The following is a 23,962-nucleotide window of genomic DNA, read 5'->3' on the forward strand; positions in this document are numbered from 1 at the left end:
CCGGCAGCGGCGCGGCTCAGAGCGTGCAGGACACGCAGCCCTGCACCTCGGTCCCCTCCAGCGCGGTCTGGCGCAGGCGGATGTAGTAGATCGTCTTGATGCCCTTCTTCCAGGCATAGATCTGGGCGCGGTTGATATCCCGCGTCGTCGCTTCGGCCGGGAAGAACAGCGTCAGGCTCAGGCCCTGATCGACATGCTCGGTCGCCGCCGCATAGGTGTCGATGATCGCATCCGGGCCGATCTCATAGGCGTCGCGGTAATATTCGATATTCTCGTTCGACATGAAGGCGGCGGGGTAATAGACGCGGCCGATCTTGCCTTCCTTGCGGATCTCGATCTTGGCGACGATCGGGTGGATCGAGCTGGTCGAGTTGTTGATATAGCTGATCGACCCGGTCGGCGGCACGGCCTGCAGGTTGCGGTTGTAAAGCCCGGTCGCCATCACCTCGGCCTTCAGCGCGGCCCAGTCCTCGCGCGTCGGAAGGGTGATGCCCTCGAAGACGCGGGTGACATCGGCCATGGTCGGCAGCCAGTCGCGGTCGGTATATTTGTCGAAGAAGCTGCCATCGGCATATTTCGACTTCTCGAAATCCTTGAAGGTCGAACCCTTCTCGCGCGCCAGCAGGTTCGAGGCGCGGATCGCGTGATAGGCGACGGCGGCGAAGTAAACGCTCGTGAACTCGACGCCCTCGGGGCTGCCATAATGGATGCGCTCGCGGGCGAGGAAGCCGTGCAGGTTCATCTGGCCAAGGCCGACCGCATGGGCCTCGTCATTGCCGCGCCGGATCGAGGGGACCGAGTCGATCGAGGACATCTCCGACACTGCGGTCAGCGAGCGGATCGCGGCCTCGACGGTCGCGCCGAAATCCGGCCCGTCCATGGTCGCCGCGATATTCAGCGAGCCGAGGTTGCAGGAAATATCCGTGCCCAGATGCGAATAGCTCAGATCCTCGTTGAACTCGCTGGCCTCGTTCACCTGCAGGATTTCCGAACAGAGGTTCGACATGGTGATGCGGCCGTGGACCGGGTTCGCCTTGTTCACCGTGTCCTCGAACATGATGTAGGGATAGCCCGATTCAAACTGGATCTCGGCCAGCGTCTGGAAGAAGGCGCGGGCGTTGATCTTCCGCTTCTTGATGCGCTTGTCATCGACCATCTCGGCATATTTCTCGGTGACCGAGATTTCCGAGAAGGGGACGCCATAGACCTTTTCGACGTCATGGGGCGAGAAGAGGTACATGTCCTCGTTCTTCTTCGCCAGTTCGAAGGTCAGGTCGGGAATGACCACGCCCAGGCTCAGGGTCTTGATGCGGATCTTTTCGTCCGCGTTCTCGCGCTTGGTGTCGAGGAAGCGCAGGATGTCGGGATGATGCGCGTTGAGGTAAACCGCGCCCGCGCCCTGCCGCGCGCCAAGCTGGTTCGCATAGCTGAAGCTGTCCTCCAGAAGCTTCATCACCGGGATGACGCCCGAGGACTGGTTCTCGATCCCCTTGATCGGTGCGCCTGCCTCGCGCAGGTTCGTCAGCATCAATGCGACGCCCCCGCCGCGCTTCGACAGTTGCAACGCCGAGTTGATGGAGCGCCCGATGGACTCCATGTTGTCCTCAAGCCGCAGCAGGAAGCACGAGATCAACTCGCCACGGGATTTCTTGCCCGCATTCAGGAAGGTCGGCGTCGCGGGCTGGAAGCGACCCGAGAGCATCTCCTCCATGAAGCTCATCGCAAGCTTCTCGTCGCCGCGCGCCAAGGTCAGCGCGACCATAACCACGCGGTCCTCGTAACGCTCAAGGTAGCGTTGGCCGTCACGCGTCTTCAGCGTGTAGCTGGTGTAATACTTGAACGCGCCGAGGAAGGTCGGAAAGCGGAACTTGCGCCGGAAGGCGGTGTCCCAGATCGCGCGCTGGAAGTTCTTGGAATACTGGTCCAGCACCTCCGGCTCGTAATAGCCTTCCTCGACCAGATAATCGAGCTTCTCGTCCAGCGAGTGGAAGAAGACCGTGTTCTGGTTCACATGCTGCAGGAAATACTGGTGCGCGGCCTTGCGATCAGCGTCGAAGCGGATCTTCCCCTCGCTGTCGTAAAGGTTCAGCATCGCGTTCAGCGCGTGATAGTCCAGCTCGGCCTTTACGCCATCGTCAAGCATTCTGTCCCCCAGAATTTATGAAGCCCGGCCTCAACGCGGGCAATGTCTTCGTCATTGCCCGCAAGCTCGAAACGATAGAGCACGGGCACCTTGCATTTCTCGGCGATGACCCGCCCGGCAAGGGCAAAGGTCGCGCCGAAGTTCCGGTTGCCCGCGGCGATGACGCCACGGATCAGGGACCGGCGGCCCGGATCGTTCAGAAAGCGGATCACCTGTTTGGGGACCGCGCCCCGGCCCTCGCCATCGGCGAAGGTCGGGCAGATCAGCACATAGGGCAGGGCGGGTGTGGGCATCTCGTCCCCGGGCGAGGCCGGGATGCGGTCGGCTGGCAGGGCGAGGCGCGTCACAAAGCGCGCCGTGTTCCCGGAGGCCGAAGAAAAGAAGACGAGCCCGCCCATCTCAGGCGATCAGGAAAGACGGCCGATCATGTCGGGCCGGAAGCCGGCCCAATGCTCGTCGCCGGCGATGACGACAGGGGCCTGCCGATAGCCAAGCGAGGCGACCATCTGCATTGCGGCGTCATCCTCGGTCAGGTCCACGATGTCATAGGCCAGTCCGCGGGCGTCCAGGGCGCGCGTGGTGGCGGTGCATTGCACGCAGGCGGGTTTGGAATAGACGGTGATGCTCATGCCTGTGGTCCCTCTTTTTTCATACGGTCGTGTCGGATCCTGCCCGCAGCGACGAATGCCAGTGCCCCGACGGAAACCCACACCGGAACCTAGCCAATCGCCAACTACTAACAGTTGTTTTCGCACTGCGAAGACAAGCGGGTAATTGCCCGGCATTGCCGCATTTCGCTGGCGCGTTCACCCATCATATAGACAATCTTTGCGTCGCGCCACCCATATCTTGTGGTCTAAAGCCAGAACGTTAGGTTGCCGAGTCGCGTTGCCAAAGCGCATCTGTCAACCGGAAGCTGGGGGCTGAGGCGTGATTTTTGCCCGGCGGTCGTGACTGTCTGCCGGGGACGGGGGCAGCTTCTAGCCCCGCTCCCGGCAGGCGTCCACCTCAAAAATCGCGGGGGAAGCGGGCTTCCAGATCACGAACCTGTTCGGGCGTCAGCGGGCGGGTCCGCATCCCGCGAAGGGCAAGGAAAAGCTTTGCCGTCTCTTCAAGCTCTTCCGTCGCATAGACCGCATCTTCCAGCGACTTGCCCGCCACCACCGGACCGTGGTTCGCCAAGAGCACGGCATGATGGTCTGAGGCCATTTCCTCGACCGCGCGCGCCAGATCGAGGTCTCCGGGCGCGAAATAGGGGATCAGCGGCAGGCGGCCGACTCGCATGACGTAATAGGCCGTCAGGGGCGGCAATACGTCGCGGTGGTCGATGTCATTGAGGCAGCTGACCGCGACCGAATGGGTCGAATGCAGATGCACGATCGCGCCCGCGCGCGGGCGGCGGCCATACATCGCCATATGCAGGAAGCTCTCCTTGGTCGGCTTGTCGCCCGAGAGGAGATTCCCCGCCAGATCAAGGCGCGAGATCCGCGCCGGGTCGATCGCCCCCATGCTGGAGCCGGTCGGCGTCATCAGCCAGCCATCCTCCAGCCGGACCGAGATATTCCCCGACGATCCGAAGGTCAGGCCGCGATCGAACAGCGATTTCGCAAGGCGCGCGATTTCCTCGCGTTGGCGCGTCTCAGACATCGAGCATCTCCAGCGCTTGCGTGAACATGTCGGGGCCGCCGAAATTTCCCGATTTGAGGCAAAGCGCCAGCGCGCGCCCCTCGACCGTGGCTCCGCACCACGGCACGCCGGGGCAGACCTCGGGGCCGATCGCCAGCTCGTTGACGCCAAGGGCCGAGATGACCGCGCCCGAAGTCTCGCCCCCCGCGACCAGAAACCGCGAGAAGCCGCGCGAAAGCAGGCCCTGCGCGATCGAGGAAAGCGTCCTCTCCATCATCTCGCCCGCTTCCATGACGCCGTAGCGGCGCTGGTTCGCGGCCACTTCCTCGGGGTCGGAGGAGCCATAGATCAGGACCGGCCCGGGCTGCGCCACGGCCCATTCGACCGCCTCGGACGCGACGTCATCCCCCGCCGCCACGCGGTTTATGTCGATCTTCAGCGAGGGCCAGCGCGCTGCGGCCTGCGCAATCTGCCCCCGGGTCGCGGTCGAGCAACTGCCCGCCAGCACCACGCCGCGCCCCTCCGTCAGCGGCAGGCGGGGCGGCATCGCTGCGCCAAGCTGACCGCTGCCCCGCAGGTTCGCGGGCAGCCCCATCGCGACGGCCGAGCCGCCTGTGACCAGCGCCATCCCGTCCAGCGCGCGGCCAAGGGCCAGCATATCCGCATCCTCGACCGCATCGGGGACGGCATAGCGGAACCCCTCGGCGCGCAGCCGGTCGAAGGCCGCGCGGATCGCCTCCGGCCCCTGCCGCACGGTTTGCAGGGCCACCAGCCCCGTTCGCCCCCGCGACTGCGCGTCCATCAGCCGGATCAGGCTGGAATCGCGCATCGGCGTCAGCGGGTGGTCCTTCATCGGGCTTTCCGCCAAGGGCAGGTCGCCCACGAACAGGTTGCCCTTGTAGATGGTGCGCCCGTTCTTCGGAAACGCGGGCGAGATCACGGTGAAATCCTGCCCCATCGCCTCCAGCAGCGCGTCCGTGACCGGGCCGATATTTCCCTGCGCCGTCGAATCGAAGGTCGAGCAATATTTGAACACCACCTGCCGCACGCCCTGACCCTGCAACCAGTCGAGCGCGGCGAGGGATTGCGAAACGGCCTGATCCGCCGGGATCGTGCGCGATTTCAGCGCGATGACGACCGCATCCGCGCCCTCGGGCGCCTGACCTGGGGCGGGGACGCCGATCACCTGCACGACCCGCAGCCCGGCCTGAACCCATGTGCTGCAAAGATCCGTCGCGCCGGTGAAATCGTCCGCGATGGCGCCAAGGATAATGGCCATCCGTTCCCTCCCTCAAATCCCCGGCCGATTTAGACCCGGCCGGGGAGGCGGGGTCAACGGATGTTGAGCAGCAGCCCCGCCGCCAGCTTCGCGCGCTCGACAAGGCTTGCGACCTCGATATGCTCGCCCAGCGTATGCAGCCCCTTGCCGCGCACCCCGATGGAATCGAGCGTCGGAACCCCCATCGCGCCGGTGAAATTCCCGTCCGAGCCGCCGCCCGCCGAGCCTGCATTCATCTGGAAGCCGATATCGGCGGCGATGCCCTTGGCCAGTTCGTAAAGCGCCATGGTGCCAGGCTGCGGTTCCCATACCGGACGGGTCACGCCGCGCGTCACCTTGAACTCGACGCCGTTCTCCTCGCCCTGCAGCGCCATGATCGCGGCGACGCCCCGGTCCAGATCCTCCTGCCGCTTGGCCATGCTCAGCGCCTCGGCCCGGCATTCCGAGCTGACGCAGTTCACCCATTGCCCGGCATGGATTACCCCGACCGAGAAGGTGCAGTCCTCGGTGGTCATCGCCTCGACCTCGAGGATCTTCCGCGCCATGGCCGCGATGGCCGAGCGTCCGTCCTTCAGCGCCCAGCCGGCATGGCTGGGGCGGCCTTGGGTCAGAAGATTGAAGCGCGCGATGGCATAGCGCCCGATCACCGCGCCACCGTCGGGCGAGGCGGGTTCGGGCAGCAGTACGGCGCGCTGGCCGCGCGCGGCATCCTCGATCAGCCCGCGCGTCGCCGGGGTGCCGACCTCCTCGTCGGGGGTGAAAAGGAAGGTGACGGGCAAAGGCGTCACCAGCCCGGCGCGGGTGATCTGGCGCATCGCCTCGTAAAAGACATAATTGCCGCCCTTCATGTCCATGATGCCGGGGCCGTAGCAGAGGTCGCCCTCGCGCCGGAAGGGCAGCTTTTCCAGCGTGCCGATCGGGTGGACGGTGTCCATGTGGCCCGAGACGAGGATGCCGGGCTTGCCCTGATCGGGATGGGGGAAGGTCACGCGGATCGAATCGCCAAATCCCATGGTTCCGGGGATGGTCTCGACCGTGGCGCCGATGGCGGTCATGTCGCGCGCGGCCAGCGCCATCATCCGGCTGACGGCGGGACCGTCCCAGGTCGGGCTTTCGCATTCGATCCAGGGGCGCAGGCCCTCCAGCATCTCCTCGGCGTCGAAGGGCAGGTTCAGCGCGTTCATGCGGCGGCCTCCATCGGCAGGCGGCGTTCGATCAGGCGGGCATAGATCGAGGCGCCGACGGGCAGGATCGCGGTATCCAGCACGAAGCCGGGATTATGCAGCGGCACGGTCCCGGCATGGCCCAGATTGCCGTAAGCGCCGGGGACGAGTTGCAGCATGTCGGCGAAATCCTCGGACCCGGTCATCGGCTCGGCGCGGTCCGAGACATTCTCGGCCCCGATGATATCGGCGGCGGCGGCCATCCATTCGTCGGACAGCGCGGCATCGTTCAGCAGCACGTCGAAAATCTCGCGGAAGCGGATATCGACGGCGACGCCATGGGCCAGCGCGAAACCCTCGCAGATCTCGCGCATCCGGGTCTGCATCAGGTCGCGGACCTCGGGCTTGAAGAAGCGGATGGTGCCCGCAAGTGTCGCGGTCTCCGGCACGACGTTATAGGCGCTGCCCGCGTGGATCTGCGTGACCGACAGCACCCCCGCCTCAAGCGGTGCGAGGTTGCGGCCCAGAATGGTCTGGAATTGCCCGACCAGCGCCGAGGCAACGACCAGCGGGTCGCGCGATTGCTGGGGCATCGCGGCATGGCTGCCCTTGCCGGTGATGGCCACGTCAAAGAAGGACGCCCCCGCCATGGCCGGGCCCTTGACGATGGTGGCGCGCTGCGGCCGGCCGTTCGGCTGGTTGTGCATCCCGTAGACCTCATCGACCGGGAAACGCTGGAACAGCCCCTCGGCGATCATGCCGCGCGCGCCGCCCAGCCCTTCCTCGGCGGGCTGGAAGATGAAGACGGCGCTGCCGTCGAAATTCCGGCTGGCGGCCAGATATTTCGCCGCGCCCAACAGCATGGTCGTATGCCCGTCATGGCCGCAGGCATGCATCCGCCCCGGATTTTGCGAGGCATAGCCAAGCCCCGAAACCTCGGTGATCGGCAATGCGTCCATGTCGGCGCGCAGGCCGATGCGGCGGTTACCAGCGCCGCGACCTTTCAGGATGCCGACGACGCCGGTTTTCGCGACATTCTCATGGACTTCGTCAAAGCCCCATTCGCGCAGCTTCGCCGCGACGACGCCCGAGGTGCGGACCTCCTCGAAGCCGATTTCGGGATTGGCGTGCAGGTCGCGGAAAATGGCTTCCAGCGTCGGCGCGTCGGCCTCGATCTCAGGAAGGACGGGCATCAATGACCTCGTTCATTGGTTTGAAATTCTGGAAATCCCAGTCGCGGCCGGGGGCGGCCTCGATCAGGGCGCGGGTATAGGGATGGGCGGGATGGGCCAGCACCTCCGCCGCCGGGCCCTGCTCGACCACGGCGCCGCGCTGCATGACGATCACCTCGTCGCAGATCTGGGCGGCGACGCGCAGGTCATGGGTGATGAAGACGATGGCGATGCCCAGCTCCTTCTGGAGCTGGTCGAGCAGGTCGAGAACCTGCGCCTGCACCGACACATCGAGGGCCGAGACCGCCTCGTCCGCGACCAGCACGTCGGGGCGCATCATGATGGCGCGGGCGATGGCGATGCGCTGGCGCTGCCCGCCCGAGAACATGTGCGGATAGCGTTTCAGCGCGTCCCTGGGCAGGCCCACGACCTGCAAGAGGCGCGCGGCCTCGGCCAGCGCCTCGCCGCGCGGGGTGCCATAGTTCAGCGGCCCCTCGATCAGGCTTTCGGCGATGGTCCAACGCGGGTTCAGCGACCGCATCGGATCCTGAAACACCACTTGCAGCTTCTTGCGATGCGGGCGCAGCGCGCCGCGCGACAGATGCGCGATATCGGCCCCGTCGAGCTTGACCGCGCCCGAGGTCGGGTCGATCAGCCGCATGATGCAGCGCGCGACGGTGGACTTGCCCGAGCCGGATTCGCCGACGATCCCCAGCGTCCTGCCCCGCGCCAGCGTGAAGCTGACATTCTTCGCGGCATGGGCCTGCGGAACCTTCTTCAGGATGCCGCGGCTGCCATAGATCTTGTTTAACCGCTCGACACTCAACACAATATCTTCTCCGGCAGGCCGGGCCGGGCGCGGAGAGAGGCTGGGGACCGAGGCCAGCAGCTTGCGGGTATATTCGGCCTTCGGCGCCCGCAGCACCGCCTCGATCGGGCCATGTTCGACGATCTCGCCATGCTTCATCACATAGACGGTATCGGCGATCTCGGCGACGACGCCCATGTCATGGGTGATGAAAAGAACCGCGGTGCCGTGCTTCTGCTGAAGCTCGTCGATGAGCGCGAGGATCTGCTTCTGCGTGGTCACGTCCAGCGCCGTCGTCGGCTCGTCCGCGATCAGTAGCACCGGCTCCAGCACCAGCGCCATGGCGATCATGATGCGCTGGCGCTGCCCGCCGGACAGCTGGTGCGGATAGCTTTGGAAGATGCGCTCGACATCGGGCAGGTGGACCTGCCGCATGATGTCGATGGCCCGCGCCCGACGCTCGGCAGCGGAAAGCCGGGTGTGAAGCTCCATCACCTCCATGATCTGGTCGCCGACGCGCAGGACCGGGTTCAGCGCCGTCATCGGCTCCTGAAAGATCATCGCGACGCGGGCGGCGCGCAGTTCGCGCATTTGCGCCTGCGACAGCGGCAGCAGGTTCTGGCCCTGCAGGTTGATCCGCCCCTGCGCGACCTTCAGGGCCGAGGGCAGCAGCCCCATGATCGCCAGCGACGTGACCGATTTCCCCGAGCCGGATTCCCCGACAAGGCAGACCGTCTCGCCCTGCCGGATGGTGACGTCGATGCCTTTCAGCACCTGCGGCTGGCCCGGCGTGTCGGGCAGGGCCACCACCAGATCCTCGGTCGAGAGGGCGACCTCGGCCTGATCGAAATTGCGTGACTTGAACAGCATGGCTTACCCCGCGCGTTTCTTCAGCCGCGGGTCCAGCATGTCGCGCGCGGCATCGCCCAGAAGGTTGATCGACAGGATGCAGAGCGACAGCATCAGGCCGGGATAGAGGATCAGCTCGGGCTTGATCCTGAAGAACATCCGGCCCTCGGCCATGATGTTGCCCCAGGTCGGCGTCTCGGTCGAAACGCCGGCGCCAAGGAAGCTGAGGATCGCCTCGGTCAGGATGGCGGAGGCGAGGATATAGGTCCCCTGCACGATCAGGGGCGCCAGCGTGTTCGGCACCAGATGCCGGAACAGGATCTTCGGCATCGAGGAGCCGAGCGCGATCGCGGCCTCGACATAGGGTTCCTCGCGCGCGGAAAGGACGACCGCGCGGACGAGGCGGACGACGCGCGGGATCTCGGGGATGGTGATGGCCGCGACGACCGACCCGACCGAGGGGCCGTTCAGCGCCACCAGCGCGATGGCGAGCAGGATCGACGGAATCGCCATCAGCGCATCCATCATCCGCATGATGACCGCATCCGCCGTGCGGAAGAAGCCCGCGACCATGCCGATGACCAGCCCCAGCAGGATCGAGACGATGGCCGTCGCCACCCCGATCATCAGCGAGAGCCGCCCGCCGATCAGCACGCGGCTGAGGATGTCGCGGCCGAAATTGTCGGTGCCGAGGGGGTGGCCCTCGATCGGGCCCTTGAGGCGGACCAGCGGGTCCATTTTCAGCGGATCATGCGGCGCAATCCAGGGCGCGAAGAGGGTGACGAGCAGGATTACGACCAGCACGATCAGCGCAAGCTTGGGCGCGATGCCGAATTGAGGCAGCCGGATCATCCGCAGGACCGGCTGCAGGGCCGAGTCGGGTTGAGGCGTCTGGGACATCAGTAGCGGATCCTCGGGTCAAAGATGCTGTAGCTGAGGTCGATGAGCAGGTTGACGAGGACATAGAGAAAGCTCGTCAGCAGGATCATCGCCTGAATGACCGGATAGTCGCGGGCAAGGATGGCATCGACGGTCAGCCGGCCGATGCCGGGGATGTTGAAGACCGTCTCGGTCACCACGACGCCGCCGATCAGCAGCGCGAAGCCGGTGCCGATCACCGTGAGGATCGGGACGGCGGCGTTTCTCAGCGCATGGCGGAACAGGACCGTGCGCTCGGGCGCGCCCTTGGCGCGGGCGGTGCGGATGTAATCCTCGCCCAGCACCTCAAGCATGTTGGCGCGGGTCATGCGGGCGATCAGCGCGACATAGATCGTGGTCAGGGTCAGCGCCGGCAGCAGCGCGTTCTTGAGGAAGGGCAGAACCCCCGCCGAGATCGGCGTGAAGCCCTGCACCGGGAACCAGCCGAGTTTCAGCGAGAATGCGAGGATCAGCAGATAGCCGATGACAAAGACCGGGACCGAGAAGCCGAGGACCGAGAAGGTCATCACCGCGTAATCGGCGGCGCTGCGATGCTTCCACGCGGCGACGACGCCCATCGGCACTGCCAGCAGGACCGAGATCACGATGGTCAAAAGCGCGATCGACAGCGTCGGCCCGAAGCGGTCGGCGATCATGCCGGAAACCGGCGTGTGCGAGATCAGCGAGGTGCCAAGGTCGCCGCGCAGCAATTGGCCAAGCCAGGTGATGAACTGGACATGGATCGGCTGGTTCAGCCCCATGGCCTCGCGGATGCGCTCAAGCTGGGCGGGGGTCGCCATGTCGCCCGCGATGATCGCGGCCGGGTCGCCCGGCGTCAGGCGCAGCAGCAGAAAGACGAAAACCGCGACAAGCAGCATGACCGGGATCACGGCAAGGATGCGGCGAAGAATATATCCAAGCATCGGAAAAGTCCCTGTACGGACCGGAAGTAAGGGGGCGGCGCAGAAGCCGCCCCCGCGTGGACCCGGGCCCTATTCGGCCTTCTTGAGGTTCCAGAACACCGGCACCGGCGAGGGCAGCATGTCGGTGATGGACGCGCGGCGGGCCTGCGGCAGGCTGTATTGGCCCAGGGGCACCTCCAGCACGGTGTCGATCGAATGGGCCTGGATCTTTTCGCCCACGGCCTTCTGGCCGTCGAGATCGGTGGCGGCGATATATTCGTCCTTCAGCGTCTCGATCGTCTCGTCGATGGGCCAGCCGAACCATGCGCTGTCACCGCGCCCGTTCAGCATCGGGTTCGAGATCGGGTTCGAGATCTCGGGCACCATCCAGTTGGTGATGAAGAGGTTCCAGCCCCCGTCAGCCGGAGCCGACTGGCTGGCGCGGCGCGTCACCAGCGTCTGCCAGTCCATCGGCTGCATGTCGACGGTGAAGCCCGCATCGCGCAGCATCTGCGAGATCACCACCGGCTGCGTCACCAGCGCCACCATGTCGGTCGGCGCCATCAGCACGACCGGCGTGCCGTCATAGCCCGATTCCTTCAGAAGCGCCTTGGCCTCCTCCATGCCGTCGCCCTTGGTCAGACTGTCGGTCCCGGTCGCGCTTTCCAGCGGCGTGCCGCAGCCCAGCAGCGCGCCGCAGGTCTGGTAATAGTTCGGATCGCCGACCATCGCCGCCAGCACCGATTCCTGCGAAATCGCCTTCAGCGCGGCCTGACGCACCTTCTCGTTGTCGAAGGGCGCGTGGAGGAAGTTCATCCGCATCATGGTCTGCATGCCGGTCGGCTCGCGCACTTCGACCGAGATGTTCGGATCGCCCTCCAGCAGCGGGATCAGGTCGACCTGCATCTGCTCGATATAGTCGATCTCGCCGCCCGAGATCGCGTTCACCGCGGTCTGGATGTCGGGCATGTTGACCCATTTCACCTTGTCGACATTCACGACCTTGCCGCCCGCCATCCAGCTTGCCGGTTCGCTGCGCGGCACATAGTCGGCGTTCTTCTCATAGGTGACGCTGATGCCGGGCTGGAACTCGGCCTCGACGAACTTGAAGGGGCCCGAGCCGGTGTAATCGGTGATCGCGGTGTCGGCGGGCGTCTCGGCCACGCGGGCGGGCATGATGAAGGGGGGCAGGGCGGATTGCTTGGAAAGCACGTCCAGCATCGGCGCGAAGGGTTCCTTCAGCGCCCAGGTGACGGTCTTGTCATCCGTCGCCTCAAGCTTGTCGGTCCGGTCGAAGATGATCTGGCCGCCGGCATCGCGCTCGCCCCAGCGTTTCAGCGAGGCCACCACATCCGCCGCCGTCACCGGCGCGCCGTCATGGAATTTCAGCCCGTCGCGCAGGGTGAACACATAGGTCTTGCCGTCCTCCGAGATCGTCCATTCCGCCATCTGCGGTTGCGGCCTGAACTCGGCATCCTGCGCGATCAGCACGTCATAGATCATATAGGCGTGGTCGCGGGTGATATGGGCAGTGGTGATCACCGGGTCGAGCACGCGCAGGCCCGAATGCATCACGGCGGTCACGGTGGTTTCGGCCCAGGCCGCGCCCGCCATCATGGTCGAGGCAAGGAGTGCTGCGGTCAATCTGTTGAACATGGTTGTCCTCCATCTGTGGGATCAGGGGGCCGCATCCCGGTTCTGACGCCGGGTTCGCGGAGGGCTTCAGGGTTTGAACGGCGCGCCCTCCGGCTCCAGCCGGATGCCGGGGCGCAGGTGCCGCCAGCGCAGGGTGGCCGGACTGATCGGCATTGGACCGGGGGCCACGCAGGTCAGGATCGTCTCGGCGATCTGCTGGAAATCGGCGCGGAAATGGACCGAGCTTTTATTGACCAGAATCGCCTGCTCCTCGGGCTGAATGCCAAGGAAGCGATACATCTCGCGATCGGCCATCTGCGCCTTTTCCGATGTGACGGCGATGCGGATATCGCCCAGACGCAGGCAGGCCGAGGGGCCGAGGTCCAGATGCGCGCCGCCGTAATAGCCTCCGGTCGCGTGCAGCCTGCCGTCCGAGATCGCCTCGACGGTGAAATCGGCCTCGAAAGGGGCATCGCCCGGAATGCCGGACTTGCCGCCAAGCGCGATGCGGATCTCTGCGCCGGGACCGGCGCGATGGGCGGCCGCGGCGGCCTCGGGATCGGCGATGAGGCCGATCGCCGCCGATGTCGCGCCGCAGGCGGCAAGGGCGCGCAGCATCCCCGTCGTGTCGCTGTCGCCGCCCGCGCCGGGATTGTCCTGCGTATCGGCGATGACCACCGGGCGCGTCGCGCCCTCGGCCAGCCGCATCGCCTCGCGCACGCCTTCCTCGGGGGCGTAGGAGCGGCCGGCGAAGGCCGTCTCGGCTTTGGCCACCGCATCGGCGATCCGCTCGGCCGCCGCTTCGGCCACCGCCTGCGTCTCGGCGTAGGCCACGACCGAGGGGCCGCAATCGGCGAAATCCGCCGCGGGAAAGCCCATGAACAGCGACGCGCCATGCAGGCCGGGCCGATCCTCGGCCGCGAGCGCATAAAGCCCCGCACCCGGTTCGCCCAGCGTTGATTGCCACGCGATCGGGATCAGGAAATCGAGCTGGCGGAACGCCTTGCAGCTTTTCCCACCCGCCATCAGCCGGTCGAGTTCGACCGCGGCGCGCCGGCCCGTTTCGGCCATGTCGACATGGGGATAGGTGCGGAAACCGACCAGCATGTCGGCGGCATCGACCATGGTTTGCGTGATGTTGCCATGCAGGTCGAGGGCGGCGACCACCGGCACATCCGGTCCCACCACCTCGCGCACGCGGGCCAGAAGCGCACCTTCGCCGTCCGGCGCACCCTCGGCCACCATCGCGCCATGCAGGTCGAGGAAGACGCCGTCCAGCGGACCCGCCTGCCGCAGCCCCTCAATGATCTCGCCGGTGATCGCGGCGTAGCAATCCGCCGTCACCGGGGCCGAGGGCACCGCGCCCGCCCAGACGATCGGCAACAGATCCCATCCCGCGGCCTCGGCATGTTCGACCGCGCCCGCGACCGGCAGGTTCACGTCCCGCGCCCGCTCGACGATTCGGGCGCCGCGCGACAGGGGCAGATAGCCGCCGCCCTGTTCGAAGGCCGCCATATCGGCGGGGCTGGGCGCGAAGGAATTGCTCTCATGGACAAAACCCGCAAGCGCCACGCGGGGCGGATGGGTCCGGGCTTTCGGCGTCTTTTCATTCATTTGCATTGCTGTCCGATACATTTGCATTGCATACTGACTGTAGTGATCCGTAATTCGTTCTGTCAACTTGGAGAATGAAGCTTTGTCTCCGCTTCCCGAAACTGACCCAGATGCGGCACATGATCCGCTTTTCGTGCAATCGCTGGCCCGTGGCTTTCACGTTCTGGCAAGTTTTGGCGGCGCCGAACGGGCGCTGACGCTTTCCGAAATTGCCTCTCGCGCAGGCATTACCCGCAGCGCGGCCCAGCGGATCGTTCACACGCTGCGCCAGACCGGGCACCTGCGCCTCAGCGAGGACGGGCGCGGTTTCCTGCCCGATCTTGGCATTCTGGACCTGACCTATGATTTCCTGCGGCTGAACCCGCTGATCCGCAGCGCAAGCTCGGTCCTGCTGGAGTTGCGGCGCAATGTGCGCGAGCGGGTCGACCTGTCGCTGTTCGACGGGCAACGCATGGTCTATGCGGCCCGGATGCAGAGCAAGCGCGAGATGTTCTTCGCCATGCTGCTGGGGCATTCGGTCCCGACCTATTGCACCTCGGGCGGCTGGGCGGTGATGGCGATGCTGCCCGATGCCGAGGTCGACGCCCTGCTTGCCGCCGCCGACCTGCGCCACATCACCCCGCGCACCCTGACCGATCCCGACCAGATCCGGGCGCAGATCGCGCTGGTGCGCCAGAGCGGGCACGCGCTCGCCCTCGAACAGATCGTGATGGGAGAGATCGCGCTGGCCGTTGCCATTGCGGGGTCTGACGGGCGGCCGGTGGCGGCGATCCATGTCGCGGGCTCGCTCTCCGAATGGGAGCCGGAGGAGTTCCGCCGCCGCGTCGCGCCGCTGGCGGCCGAGGCGGCGCTGGCGATCACCGGCGGCTGAGCGCGCGGCAGGGAAACCTTTCGGCGCGCTTGCCGTTCGGATGCGGCGCTGACATCCTGCCGCCAGCAACAGGAGATTTGAGATGGAAATCCGCTATCTGCACACGATGGTGCGCGTCCTCGACCTCGAGAAGACCATGGCCTTCTTCCGCCTTCTCGGCCTTGAGGAGACGCGCCGGATCGACAATGACAAGGGCCGCTTCTCGCTGGTCTTCATGGCGGCGCCCGGCCAGCCGGAATGCCCGGTCGAGCTGACCTGGAACTGGGACGGAGACGACGGCCTGCCCTCGGACAGCCGGCATTTCGGCCATCTCGCCTATAGCGTCGGCAACATCTACGAGATGTGCCAGAAGCTGATGGATGCGGGCGTGACCATCAACCGCCCGCCGCGCGACGGGCACATGGCCTTCGTGCGCAGCCCCGACAATATCTCGATCGAGCTTTTGCAGGCGGGCGAGGCGCTGCCGCCGCAAGAGCCCTGGGCCAGCATGGGGAATACCGGCCACTGGTAACGGGCCGGGGCGGCCCCGCCTTCAATAGATGTAGCGGATCTGTTCCAGCCAATAGCGTTCGATCCGCCGCCATTGCAGGTTCACCAGCTCGATCGCGGGGTCGTCCAGAACGCCGGAATCGCCAAGCCCCTCGGCATGGCGCGCGAAAAGCGCCGCGACATTGTCGCGGACCTCGCGCCCCTCGCGCGTCAGGCGGACCCGGACCGAGCGGCGGTCGGTCTCGCACCGCTCATGGCTGAGATAGCCAAGCTCGACCAGCTTCTTCAGGTTGTAGCTGACATTCGAGCCCTGATACATGCCGCGACTGCGAAGTTCGCCCGCGCTGACCTCCGACCCGCCGAGATTGTAGATCAGGAGCGCCTGGATCGGCGTCAGGTCCGAGCGGCCCAGCCGCTCGAACTCGTCCTTCACCAGATCCTGAAGCAGGCGGTAGAGCCGCTCGAGGATCTGGAGGCTTTCCAGATAGGCGTCGATGCGCGCGACAGGCGCGGGTTGCGATACGACCGCGCCGTCAAAGGGTCGGGGGCTGGGCTGGGGCATCCGGCTCATTCCGTTCTGGGTCAGTTTCAGCGACCCTGAGCGATATTTCCGAATCCCCGGTTAACCGGCGCAGCCCTTTCGCGCGATTTGCCTAAATTTTTCAGGATTTCGGGCGCAGGCGATCCGCCGCGAAGGCGGCGATCCGGTCCAGCATCGGCGACAGCGCCTCCGGCCCCGGCTGGTTCCCGGCCATGCGCGCGGTGACCCAAGGGTAGAGATCCTGGTCGTTTTCTCTCAGCAGCGCCTCGTAGATATCCAGTTCGGCGGGCGCGAGCTTCTCGATCTCGCTGTCCGAGAAGGGGCCAAGGATCAGGTCCATCTCTTTCATACCACGCCGCCAGCTGCGCATCCGCAGCCGTTTCAGCCTTGCTTCTTGCTCGTCCAACTTTGCCCCCGGCTTGTCTGTCCGCGCCTGCGCGCCTAAGACTTCAGGCACCCCAGCCGCAGGATGAATTCGATGAGCCTTTTGTCCCAGACGCTCGCCCGCGTCAAACCCTCGCCCACCATGGCCATCACGGGCCGCGCCCGCGAGCTTGCCGCCGAAGGGCGCGACATCATCAGCCTTTCGGCGGGTGAGCCGGATTTCGACACGCCTGAGCATATCCGCGACGCGGCCAAGGACGCGATCGACGCGGGCCATACGCGCTATACCGCCGTGGACGGCATCCCCGAGCTGAAACGCGCGATCTGCGAGAAATTCCGGCGCGAGAACGGACTGGACTACAGCCCCGCGCAAATCACCGTCGGGACCGGCGGCAAGCAGATCCTCTATAACGCGCTGATGGCCACGCTGAATCCGGGGGATGAGGTCATCATCCCCGCGCCCTATTGGGTCAGCTATCCCGATATGGTGCTGCTGGCGGGCGGAACGCCGGTGATCATCGAGGCCGAGATGCAGAACGGCTACCGCATCACGCCCGAGCAGCTTGAGGCCGCGATCACGCCCCGGACGAAATGGGTCATCCTGAACTCGCCCTCGAACCCGACCGGGGCGGGCTATGCCGAGGATGCGATGCGCGGGCTGACCGACGTGCTGATGCGTCACCCGCATGTGCTGGTCCTGACCGACGATATCTATGAGCATCTGGTCTTTGACGATTTCAAATTCGTCACCCCCGCGCAGGTCGAGCCGGGCCTGAAGGAGCGCACGCTGACCATGAACGGGGTCAGCAAATCCTATGCCATGACCGGCTGGCGCATCGGCTATGGCGCGGGGCCGGTCGAACTGATCAAGGCGATGGGCAAGCTCCAGTCGCAATCGACCTCGAACCCGACCTCGATCAGCCAATACGCGGCGCTCGCGGCGCTAGAAGGGCCGCAGGACTATCTGGAGACGAGCCGCGCCGTGTTCCAGCGCCGCCGTGATCTGGTGGTGGAGGGGCTGAACACATGTCCGGGCGTCGTCTGCCCGGTGCCGCAGGGCGCGTTCTACGTCTATCCCTCGATCCGCGATCTGATCGGCAAGACCTCGGCCGGCGGCACCGTGATCACGGATGACGAGGCTTTCGCGACGGCGCTGCTGGACGAGACGGGGGTTGCGGTGGTCTTCGGGGCGGCCTTCGGCCTCAGCCCGCATTTCCGCATTTCCTATGCAACCTCGGACGAGGTGCTGGCGGATGCGTGCGACCGCATCCGCCGGTTCTGCGAAGGGCTCCGCTGAGCCCTTACCAGAGGTATTTCCTCAGCGCGCTGCCCTCGACGTCCTCGAGGGCGGCGGCGGTGGCGCTGACGCCGACGTCGCGCAGCAGATGCGGGGGCAGATGGGCAAGCGCCTTGCGGGTCGCCGGATCGTCCAGCGCGGCGAAGCGATCGGTTTCGATCGCACGGCATTTCGATGCGCCGCGGTCGCCAAGACCGATCAGTGACAGAAGCCTGCCGGCCAGCCCCATCGGCTGCCGGGATATGATGTTGTCAAACATTGCCTTATTCTCCGCAATGCATGTGGTTCATGCCTGCCGACAATGCTACTCTTTGGCGCCCTTGACCAACAAAGGCTCAGACGCGTCCATAAGGCTGCCTTATGTCGATTCCACCCCTTCCCGCGCTGCGCGCCTTCGAGGCCGTGGCCCGCAATCTCAGCTTCACCCGCGCCGCCGAGGAGTTGGGGATGACGCAGGCCGCCGTCAGCTATCAGATCCGCCTCTTGGAGGATCGGCTGGGCGTGCCGCTGTTTCTCAGGATGCCGCGCCAGATCTCGCTGACCGAGACCGGGGCGCTGTTCGCCCGCCCGACGATCGAGGCCTTCGATCTGCTGCGCGAGACCTATGCCGATCCTTCGGCCGACTCGGTCTCGACTCTCTCGATCTCGACGGTGCCGACGCTGGCCGGGGCGTGGCTCTCGCAGCGTCTGGGCAAGTTCCAGATGAACCACCCGAACCTTGCGGTGCGGCTCGAGACCAATGACAGTCTGGTCGATTTCGCGCGCGAGGATATCAGCGTCGCGATCCGCGCGGGCGACGGGGAATGGCCGGGGCTGATCTCGCATTTCCTGATGGCTGTGGAATATACCCCGATGCTGACGCCCGAGATGGCCCGCAAGCACGACCTGCGCGAGCCTGCGGACCTGCTGCGGATGCCGCTGCTGGATGCCGGAGACCCGAACTGGGCGGTCTGGATGCAGGAGGCGGGGCTCGACTATCCCGAATGCCCGCCGCGCGCCGGGCTGACGCTCTCGACCGACCTGCACGAGGCGCGGGCGGCGCTGGCGGGCTATGGCGTCGCGCTGCTGACGCCGCGCTTCTTCCGGTTCGAGCTGGCGACCGGCAGCCTGATCCAGCCTTTCCCGCAGGTCTCGAAGAATGGGCGGGGCTATTGGCTGGCCTATCCGCAGGGTCGCCGGAACCGGCCCGCCATCCGCAAGTTCCGCGCCTTCCTGCTGGACGAAGTCGCAAGCGACCCCGGCTAGAGAGCCGGGGCCGCCTTACCCCTGGGGGCAGGGGATGGGTCAGGCGACGAAGGGGGCGGGCTTTGTCAGCGTCTCGGGGCGCAGGATCGCATCCAGCCGTTCCTTGGGCAGCAAGCCCTTTTCCAGCACCAGTTCATAGACGCCGCGGCCGGTCAGATGCGCCTCGGTCGCGACCTCGGTGGCGGCGGCATAGCCGATATAGGGGTTCAGTGCCGTGACGATCCCGATCGAGCGGCGCACGGTTTCCTTCAGCACCTCGCGATTGGCGGTGATGCCGCGCACGCAATTCACCTCCAGCGTGGCCAGCCCCGCGACCAGATGGTCGACCGAGCGGAACATCGAATAGGCGATCACCGGCTCGAAGGCGTTCAGTTGAAGCTGCCCGGCCTCGGCCGCCATGGTGATGGTCATGTCATTGCCGATCACCTCGAAGCAGATCTGGTTCATCACCTCGGGGATCACGGGATTGACCTTGCCCGGCATGATCGAGGAACCGGCCTGCTTCGCCGGCAGGTTGATCTCGTTGAAGCCCGCGCGCGGACCCGAGGAGAGCAGCCGCAGGTCGTTGCAGATCTTCGAGATCTTGACCGCGACCCGTTTCAGCACGCCCGAGACCTGCACGAATGCGCCGGTGTCCGAGGTGGCCTCGACAAGATCAAAGGCGGTGACGACGGGGATCACGGTGATCTCGGCCAGACGCGCGCGCACCCGCTCGGCATATTCGGGATGGGCGGTGATGCCGGTCCCGATCGCCGTCGCGCCCAGATTGATCTCGCAGATCAGGGCCGCGGCTTCGGCAAGGCGCTGCTCGTCCTCGCCGATGGTGATGGCGAAGGCGGTAAATTCCTGCCCCAGCGTCATCGGCACGGCTTCCTGCAACTGGGTGCGGCCCATCTTCAGGATGTCCTGAAACTCGGCCCCCTTCTCGGCGAAGGCCATGCGCAGCGAGGCGAGCGAGGCGATCAGCTTCTGGATCCCCTTCCACGAGGCGAGCCGCAGCGCCGTCGGATAGACGTCATTGGTCGACTGGCTCAGGTTCACATGCTCGTTCGGGTGCAGATAGCGGTATTCGCCCTTGGCATGGCCCATGATCTCCAGCGCGCGGTTCGCGATCACCTCATTCGCGTTCATGTTGGTCGAGGTGCCCGCGCCGCCCTGAATCTGGTCGACGACGAACTGGTCATGCAGCTTGCCGGCGCGGATCTCCTCGCAGGCGGCGACGATGGCGTCGCGCCGCTCGGGTGAGAGCAGCCCCAGATCGGCATTGGCCAGCGCCGCCGCCTGCTTGATCGCGGCCAGTGCGCGGACCAGTTCGGGTATCTCGCCGATCTTGCGGCCCGAGATCGGGAAATTCTCGACCGCGCGAAGGGTATGGACACCCCAATAGGCCTCGGCCGGAACCTCGCGGTCGCCAAGCAGATCGTGCTCTATGCGCATATTTGTCATGTTCACCTCGGCTACATGCCACCGGTCCCCGCGATGGCGGGTCCGCTCTGGCGATGCAGGGCTTTAGGATTTGTATATTAACAGGTTATCGGCGGCATTTCGCCCCCTTGCCTTTGCGATCTAGGCCCGCTCCGGCGTGATTTCCAATGCCGAGTCGTGCTGGGTTATTCCGAAAGGGAATAACTTCAGGCGAGTTGGCCCGCCGCCTGCCAGACCCGGCCGGTGATCCCCCGCCCGCGCGAGGGGTTGCGGTAAAGGCGGATTTCCATGGGCAGTTCCGGCGCCACGACCTCCAGCCGGCCCGATCCGATCTCGTCCGCAACCAGCAGGCGCGGCAGCCAGACGATCCCGTGCCCCGCGAGCGCCATGCCCTTCATCGCCTCGGCCATCGAGGCCTCGTCGATATGGGCGACATAGACGCGCGGCGCGCCGGGTTGCGCCTGCGCGATCCGCGTCATCGCGTTCAGGAACGAGCCGCGCGAATATTGCAAAAGCGGCATCCCCTCGGTCAGCCATTCGCCGGGCCAGCCGGGCCGCGCGACCGCGACAAGGCTGTCCTTGCCCACCACCAGATGCGGATAGCGCGCGGGGTCGAGGGGGATGTTCACCTGCGGATGGGCATAGGTCAGGAAGAAGTCATAGCCGCCCTCGCTCAGCGCCTCGACGCAGCGGTCGAAATTCTCGGGCTTGACGCGGCTGGTCATCGGGCCGGCGACCGATTTCAGCCGCATCAGCCAGCCGGGCAGAAAGGTCACGCTGAGGCTGTGCAGCGACAGGAAGGAAATCTCGCCGCCGCGCGCCCGGGAATGGTCGCGAAACTCGGCCCGGCGGGACTGGATCATCCGCACGGCCTCCTCGGCCGTTTCGCGAAACAGCACGCCTTCGGGGGTGAGTGTGACCGGATAGCTCTCGCGCGAGACGAGGTCCGCGCCCATCCACTCCTCCAGCGCGCGAATGCGGCGGCTGAAGGCGCTTTGCGTGACGCCGCGCAACTCGGCCGAGCGTGAGAAGCTGCGCGTCTCGGCCAGCGTCAGGAAATCCTCCAGCCATTTGAAATCCATCGGTCCCCCTTCGCCTCTTTTACCCGAGGCCGGGGACGGCCGCCACCGAAAGCCCGGTGGGGACGGGTCAATATCCCCTGAGGATCGTCAGAGCGGCGGCATAGGGGCTCGACGCCGCATTGGCCGTCACGCTGGAGCGCAGCAGGTAGGTTTTCAGCAGGTTCTCAAGTTTCGACGGGTCGGAAAACTGCGCCAGCGAGGCGTCGCCGGTCAGCCGCTGAAGCCGGGTCTTCATCTCCTCGACCTGCCGGTCGAGCGGCAATTGCCCGAAGGTCTTCCCCATGCCGAACGCCCCCTCGAATACCTTCCGCAAGGGTTGCGAGGCGAGGATCTGATACCATTTGGTATTCTCGGTCTTGTCGGCGGCGGCGAGGTCGGGCAGGTCGCGGCGCGCGTTCAGCGCAAGCTCGATCTCCTGATGGCGCTCGCCGATATTCCGCTCGAAGGATCGCGCGACATAGAGGTCGAGGATCTTGTCGACATCCGCCGCAGGTTCCCCCGACCCGCCCATGCCGAAGGCTTGGTTCATCTTCAGATAGCGCTTGTCGGAAAGCCGGTTCACCAGGCTCGAACTGTCCTCCGGGTCCGCCTCGAGGATCTTCTTGATAAAGAGGCGGTTGTTGATATCCCCCTCCAGCCCGAAGGCGCGCAGCGCCACGTTCAGCAGGCGATAGTCCGAGACCAGCGCGTCCGCCGTCGTCACCTGCGGCAGCTTGTCGGCGGCATAGTCGCGCGAACGCTGGATCGTCGGGCTGCGCTCGAACACGGCGCGCTGGTTGGCGGCGGTCCGCTCCAGCAGCTTCCAGCCAAGATAGCCGCCCTGACCGACCTGAACATTGTAGCTCATGGCTGGTCCTGCGCCAGCAGTCGCGCCTCCCGCGTGAGGAGCCTGCGCAAATGCTTCATCGCCTGATAATAGTTCCGGTCGATCAGCGAACGGGTCGCCGCGTCGAGGATATTGCGGCTTTCGCTGTCGCCGAAGGCGCGGGAAAGCTGCTCGATCCCGTGCAGCGCCTGCTGGCGGCCCTGGGTTTCGTTGGCGTCGCCGGTGATGACGAGCTGGCAGATATAGCAGACCCGCGCCACCGGCGTCTGCGCGTCATCGGGATGGATCGCATCCCTCAGCCGCAGGATATGCGCGTTGGGCGAGCGGATCGAGAGCCGGGTGCGCTTGTCGCCATTCTCGATCACCGCGCCATTGATCAGCACCCTTTCGCGTGGCGCAAGCTTCAGGATCAGCCCGCTCATGCGGCGCCCTCGCCCCGGAGGCCGCGCATCACCGCAAGGTTGATGTCGATCAGCACCTCGGTCGAGCCCTTGCCGCCAAGCACGGCCTGCCCGTGCCTCAGCGAGAACATCGCAAGCGAGAGGAGCCCGGCCTTGGTCCGGTCCTCGATCCCGTTCGCCGGGTGAGCGAGGTCCGTGGCCAGCACGGTCCAGAGTTCATTATTGCGGGCCACGGCGGCGATGGTCCGCTCGCAGCCGCATTCGCGCGGGGCAAGCTTCAGCATCCCCGTCACCCGCGAGAGGGCGTCATATTCGATATCCCTCGCGCCCCTCAACGCGGGGCTGCCATAGGCGCGGTCCATATAGGGCATGATCGCGTTCACGTTCGTGCTTCCCGTCCGGGGTTAGGGGGTGGGGCGGGGGCCGGTGTCAGGCCCCCGCCGGTTCTCATCAGCCGCGGAACAGCGACAGGATCGAGGACGGCGCCTGGTTGGCGATCGACAGCGCCTGGATCCCCAATTGCTGCTGGGTCTGCAGCGCCTGCAGGCGGGCAGAGCTTTCCTCCATGTCGGCATCCACCAGCGAGCTGACCGCCATCTTGAGCGAGTCGGTCAGTTTCGAGACGAAGCTCACCTGATCGGTGATCCGCTGCCCCGATTGGCCAAGCTGGGCGGCGCCGGCGATGGCGGTGTCCATCAGCGCCTTGATGTCGTCGAGCGCCGACGCGGCCGAGGCCTGGTCGGTGATCGCCGTGACCGTGCCGCCGACGATGCTGGCCTCGAAATCGACCGAGTCCACGTCGATGGTCGAAGGCGTCACCGTGGTGCCGCTGCGGTCGAGCGAGCCGATGACCGAATAGGTCGCGCCGCCATTGATGCCATTGGTGCTGAGCAGGTTCACACCGTTCGCCTGCGTGCCCGCGACAATGGCCGCGATCTGTTCCCGCTTCTTGGTCATGGCGGTTTCGATCGTGCCGAAATCGGCATCGCTGCGGTTCGCCCCGATCGCCAGATCCTGCATGTCGCTCAAGAGCGACTGGATCTGTTCGGCACCGACCCTGGCGGTCGCCACGGTCTGCCCGGCGACGTTCAGGTTCGACTGGATGGTCTCGAAGGATTTCTGGTCGGTCTCCATCGTCTTCGAGATCGCCCAGACGGCGGCATTGTCCTCGGCCGAACCGACGGTTTTGCCGGTCGAGATTTCCGCCTGGGTCTTGGCAAGGTTGCCATTGATGCTCTTGAGCGTCTGCAGCGCGACAAGGGCCGAGTTGTTGGTCAGAATGCTGGACATTT

Annotated in this window: 25 protein-coding genes; 4 read left to right on the forward strand and 21 right to left on the reverse strand. The window is 65.7% G+C overall.

Annotated features, from left to right (window positions below):
• Positions 1-16: 16 nt before the first annotated feature.
• The 12 genes from nrdE to VNQ78_RS11355 all read right to left on the reverse strand — a co-directional run bounded on the left by nrdE (position 17) and on the right by VNQ78_RS11355 (position 14,109).
• Positions 17-2,143 (reverse strand): class 1b ribonucleoside-diphosphate reductase subunit alpha, encoded by a 2,127-nt coding sequence (nrdE, locus tag VNQ78_RS11300; RefSeq protein WP_325689720.1) that lies wholly within the window; start codon positions 2,141-2,143, stop codon positions 17-19.
• Entirely contained in the window at positions 2,125-2,541 is a 417-nt protein-coding gene (gene nrdI, locus VNQ78_RS11305; RefSeq protein ID WP_325689722.1) for a class Ib ribonucleoside-diphosphate reductase assembly flavoprotein NrdI, read from the reverse strand. Before nrdI ends, nrdE begins: the two co-directional genes overlap by 19 nt.
• A gap of 9 nt (positions 2,542-2,550) precedes the next feature.
• Positions 2,551-2,772 carry a glutaredoxin-like protein NrdH gene (gene nrdH, locus VNQ78_RS11310; protein ID WP_325689724.1) on the reverse strand — a complete coding sequence of 74 codons (222 nt, stop codon included), beginning with the start codon at positions 2,770-2,772 and terminating at the stop codon, positions 2,551-2,553.
• 379 nt (positions 2,773-3,151) lie between these two features.
• A complete protein-coding gene (gene otnC / locus VNQ78_RS11315; protein ID WP_325689727.1) occupies positions 3,152-3,790 on the reverse strand; it encodes a 3-oxo-tetronate 4-phosphate decarboxylase in 639 nt (212 codons plus the stop codon).
• Positions 3,783-5,048 (reverse strand): 3-oxo-tetronate kinase, encoded by a 1,266-nt coding sequence (otnK, locus tag VNQ78_RS11320; protein WP_325689729.1) that lies wholly within the window; start codon positions 5,046-5,048, stop codon positions 3,783-3,785. Before otnK ends, otnC begins: the two co-directional genes overlap by 8 nt.
• Before the next feature lie 53 nt (positions 5,049-5,101).
• On the reverse strand, positions 5,102-6,232 hold the full coding sequence (locus VNQ78_RS11325) for a M20/M25/M40 family metallo-hydrolase (protein ID WP_325689731.1): 1,131 nt from the start codon (positions 6,230-6,232) through the stop codon (positions 5,102-5,104).
• Positions 6,229-7,404 carry a M20 aminoacylase family protein gene (locus VNQ78_RS11330; RefSeq protein ID WP_325689733.1) on the reverse strand — a complete coding sequence of 392 codons (1,176 nt, stop codon included), beginning with the start codon at positions 7,402-7,404 and terminating at the stop codon, positions 6,229-6,231. Before VNQ78_RS11330 ends, VNQ78_RS11325 begins: the two co-directional genes overlap by 4 nt.
• Positions 7,388-9,061, reverse strand: a complete 1,674-nt coding sequence (locus VNQ78_RS11335; RefSeq protein WP_325689735.1) for an ABC transporter ATP-binding protein — start codon at positions 9,059-9,061, stop codon at positions 7,388-7,390. Before VNQ78_RS11335 ends, VNQ78_RS11330 begins: the two co-directional genes overlap by 17 nt.
• A gap of 3 nt (positions 9,062-9,064) precedes the next feature.
• Positions 9,065-9,940, reverse strand: coding sequence for an ABC transporter permease (locus tag VNQ78_RS11340; RefSeq protein ID WP_325689737.1), 876 nt, complete (start codon positions 9,938-9,940; stop codon positions 9,065-9,067).
• Complete coding sequence (locus VNQ78_RS11345) at positions 9,940-10,881, reverse strand: ABC transporter permease (protein ID WP_325689739.1); 942 nt, start codon at positions 10,879-10,881, stop codon at positions 9,940-9,942. The genes VNQ78_RS11340 and VNQ78_RS11345 overlap by 1 nt, the downstream gene beginning before the upstream one ends.
• Before the next feature lie 69 nt (positions 10,882-10,950).
• Positions 10,951-12,516: an ABC transporter substrate-binding protein gene (locus VNQ78_RS11350; protein WP_325689741.1), complete on the reverse strand. Its 1,566-nt coding sequence runs from the start codon at positions 12,514-12,516 to the stop codon at positions 10,951-10,953.
• Between the two features lie 66 nt (positions 12,517-12,582).
• Positions 12,583-14,109 (reverse strand): M81 family metallopeptidase, encoded by a 1,527-nt coding sequence (locus VNQ78_RS11355; RefSeq protein ID WP_325689743.1) that lies wholly within the window; start codon positions 14,107-14,109, stop codon positions 12,583-12,585.
• An 82-nt stretch (positions 14,110-14,191) separates the two neighbouring features.
• Between VNQ78_RS11355 and VNQ78_RS11360 the strand changes: the two genes are divergently transcribed.
• Both VNQ78_RS11360 and VNQ78_RS11365 read left to right on the forward strand, forming a co-directional pair.
• Positions 14,192-14,980, forward strand: a complete 789-nt coding sequence (locus VNQ78_RS11360; protein WP_325689745.1) for an IclR family transcriptional regulator — start codon at positions 14,192-14,194, stop codon at positions 14,978-14,980.
• Between the two features lie 82 nt (positions 14,981-15,062).
• Complete coding sequence (locus VNQ78_RS11365) at positions 15,063-15,491, forward strand: VOC family protein (protein ID WP_325689747.1); 429 nt, start codon at positions 15,063-15,065, stop codon at positions 15,489-15,491.
• Between the two features lie 21 nt (positions 15,492-15,512).
• On the opposite strand, the gene VNQ78_RS11370 is transcribed toward VNQ78_RS11365, so the two are convergent.
• Both VNQ78_RS11370 and VNQ78_RS11375 read right to left on the reverse strand, forming a co-directional pair.
• Complete coding sequence (locus tag VNQ78_RS11370) at positions 15,513-16,031, reverse strand: MarR family winged helix-turn-helix transcriptional regulator (RefSeq protein WP_325689749.1); 519 nt, start codon at positions 16,029-16,031, stop codon at positions 15,513-15,515.
• A gap of 100 nt (positions 16,032-16,131) precedes the next feature.
• The gene (locus VNQ78_RS11375) at positions 16,132-16,380 is read right to left on the reverse strand and encodes a succinate dehydrogenase assembly factor 2 (protein ID WP_325689795.1); all 249 of its coding nucleotides are present in this window, start codon (positions 16,378-16,380) and stop codon (positions 16,132-16,134) included.
• A 108-nt stretch (positions 16,381-16,488) separates the two neighbouring features.
• Here VNQ78_RS11375 and VNQ78_RS11380 point away from each other — a divergent pair, with 108 nt between their 5' ends.
• Positions 16,489-17,691 (forward strand): pyridoxal phosphate-dependent aminotransferase, encoded by a 1,203-nt coding sequence (locus VNQ78_RS11380; protein ID WP_325689751.1) that lies wholly within the window; start codon positions 16,489-16,491, stop codon positions 17,689-17,691.
• A 4-nt stretch (positions 17,692-17,695) separates the two neighbouring features.
• On the opposite strand, the gene VNQ78_RS11385 is transcribed toward VNQ78_RS11380, so the two are convergent.
• Positions 17,696-17,950: a hypothetical protein gene (locus VNQ78_RS11385; RefSeq protein ID WP_325689753.1), complete on the reverse strand. Its 255-nt coding sequence runs from the start codon at positions 17,948-17,950 to the stop codon at positions 17,696-17,698.
• Positions 17,951-18,051: 101 nt separating this feature from the next.
• Between VNQ78_RS11385 and VNQ78_RS11390 the strand changes: the two genes are divergently transcribed.
• Positions 18,052-18,936, forward strand: a complete 885-nt coding sequence (locus VNQ78_RS11390) for a LysR substrate-binding domain-containing protein (protein WP_325689755.1) — start codon at positions 18,052-18,054, stop codon at positions 18,934-18,936.
• 39 nt (positions 18,937-18,975) lie between these two features.
• Here VNQ78_RS11390 and aspA read toward each other — a convergent pair whose 3' ends face one another.
• The 6 genes from aspA to VNQ78_RS11420 form a co-directional block, all read right to left on the reverse strand.
• Positions 18,976-20,382: an aspartate ammonia-lyase gene (aspA, locus tag VNQ78_RS11395; protein WP_325689757.1), complete on the reverse strand. Its 1,407-nt coding sequence runs from the start codon at positions 20,380-20,382 to the stop codon at positions 18,976-18,978.
• A gap of 185 nt (positions 20,383-20,567) precedes the next feature.
• Positions 20,568-21,443, reverse strand: a complete 876-nt coding sequence (locus VNQ78_RS11400; protein ID WP_325689759.1) for a LysR family transcriptional regulator — start codon at positions 21,441-21,443, stop codon at positions 20,568-20,570.
• A gap of 67 nt (positions 21,444-21,510) precedes the next feature.
• On the reverse strand, positions 21,511-22,290 hold the full coding sequence (locus VNQ78_RS11405) for a DUF1217 domain-containing protein (protein WP_325689761.1): 780 nt from the start codon (positions 22,288-22,290) through the stop codon (positions 21,511-21,513).
• Positions 22,287-22,691 carry a flagellar biosynthesis repressor FlbT gene (gene flbT, locus VNQ78_RS11410; protein ID WP_325689763.1) on the reverse strand — a complete coding sequence of 135 codons (405 nt, stop codon included), beginning with the start codon at positions 22,689-22,691 and terminating at the stop codon, positions 22,287-22,289. The genes VNQ78_RS11405 and flbT overlap by 4 nt, the downstream gene beginning before the upstream one ends.
• Positions 22,688-23,053 carry a flagellar biosynthesis regulator FlaF gene (locus tag VNQ78_RS11415; RefSeq protein ID WP_325689765.1) on the reverse strand — a complete coding sequence of 122 codons (366 nt, stop codon included), beginning with the start codon at positions 23,051-23,053 and terminating at the stop codon, positions 22,688-22,690. Before VNQ78_RS11415 ends, flbT begins: the two co-directional genes overlap by 4 nt.
• A gap of 67 nt (positions 23,054-23,120) precedes the next feature.
• Positions 23,121-23,960: a flagellin gene (locus VNQ78_RS11420; protein WP_325689767.1), complete on the reverse strand. Its 840-nt coding sequence runs from the start codon at positions 23,958-23,960 to the stop codon at positions 23,121-23,123.
• Positions 23,961-23,962: the final 2 nt, after the last annotated feature.

The organism is Paracoccus sp. (in: a-proteobacteria) (assembly GCF_035556475.1).
Taxonomy (GTDB): Bacteria; Pseudomonadota; Alphaproteobacteria; order Rhodobacterales; family Rhodobacteraceae; genus Paracoccus.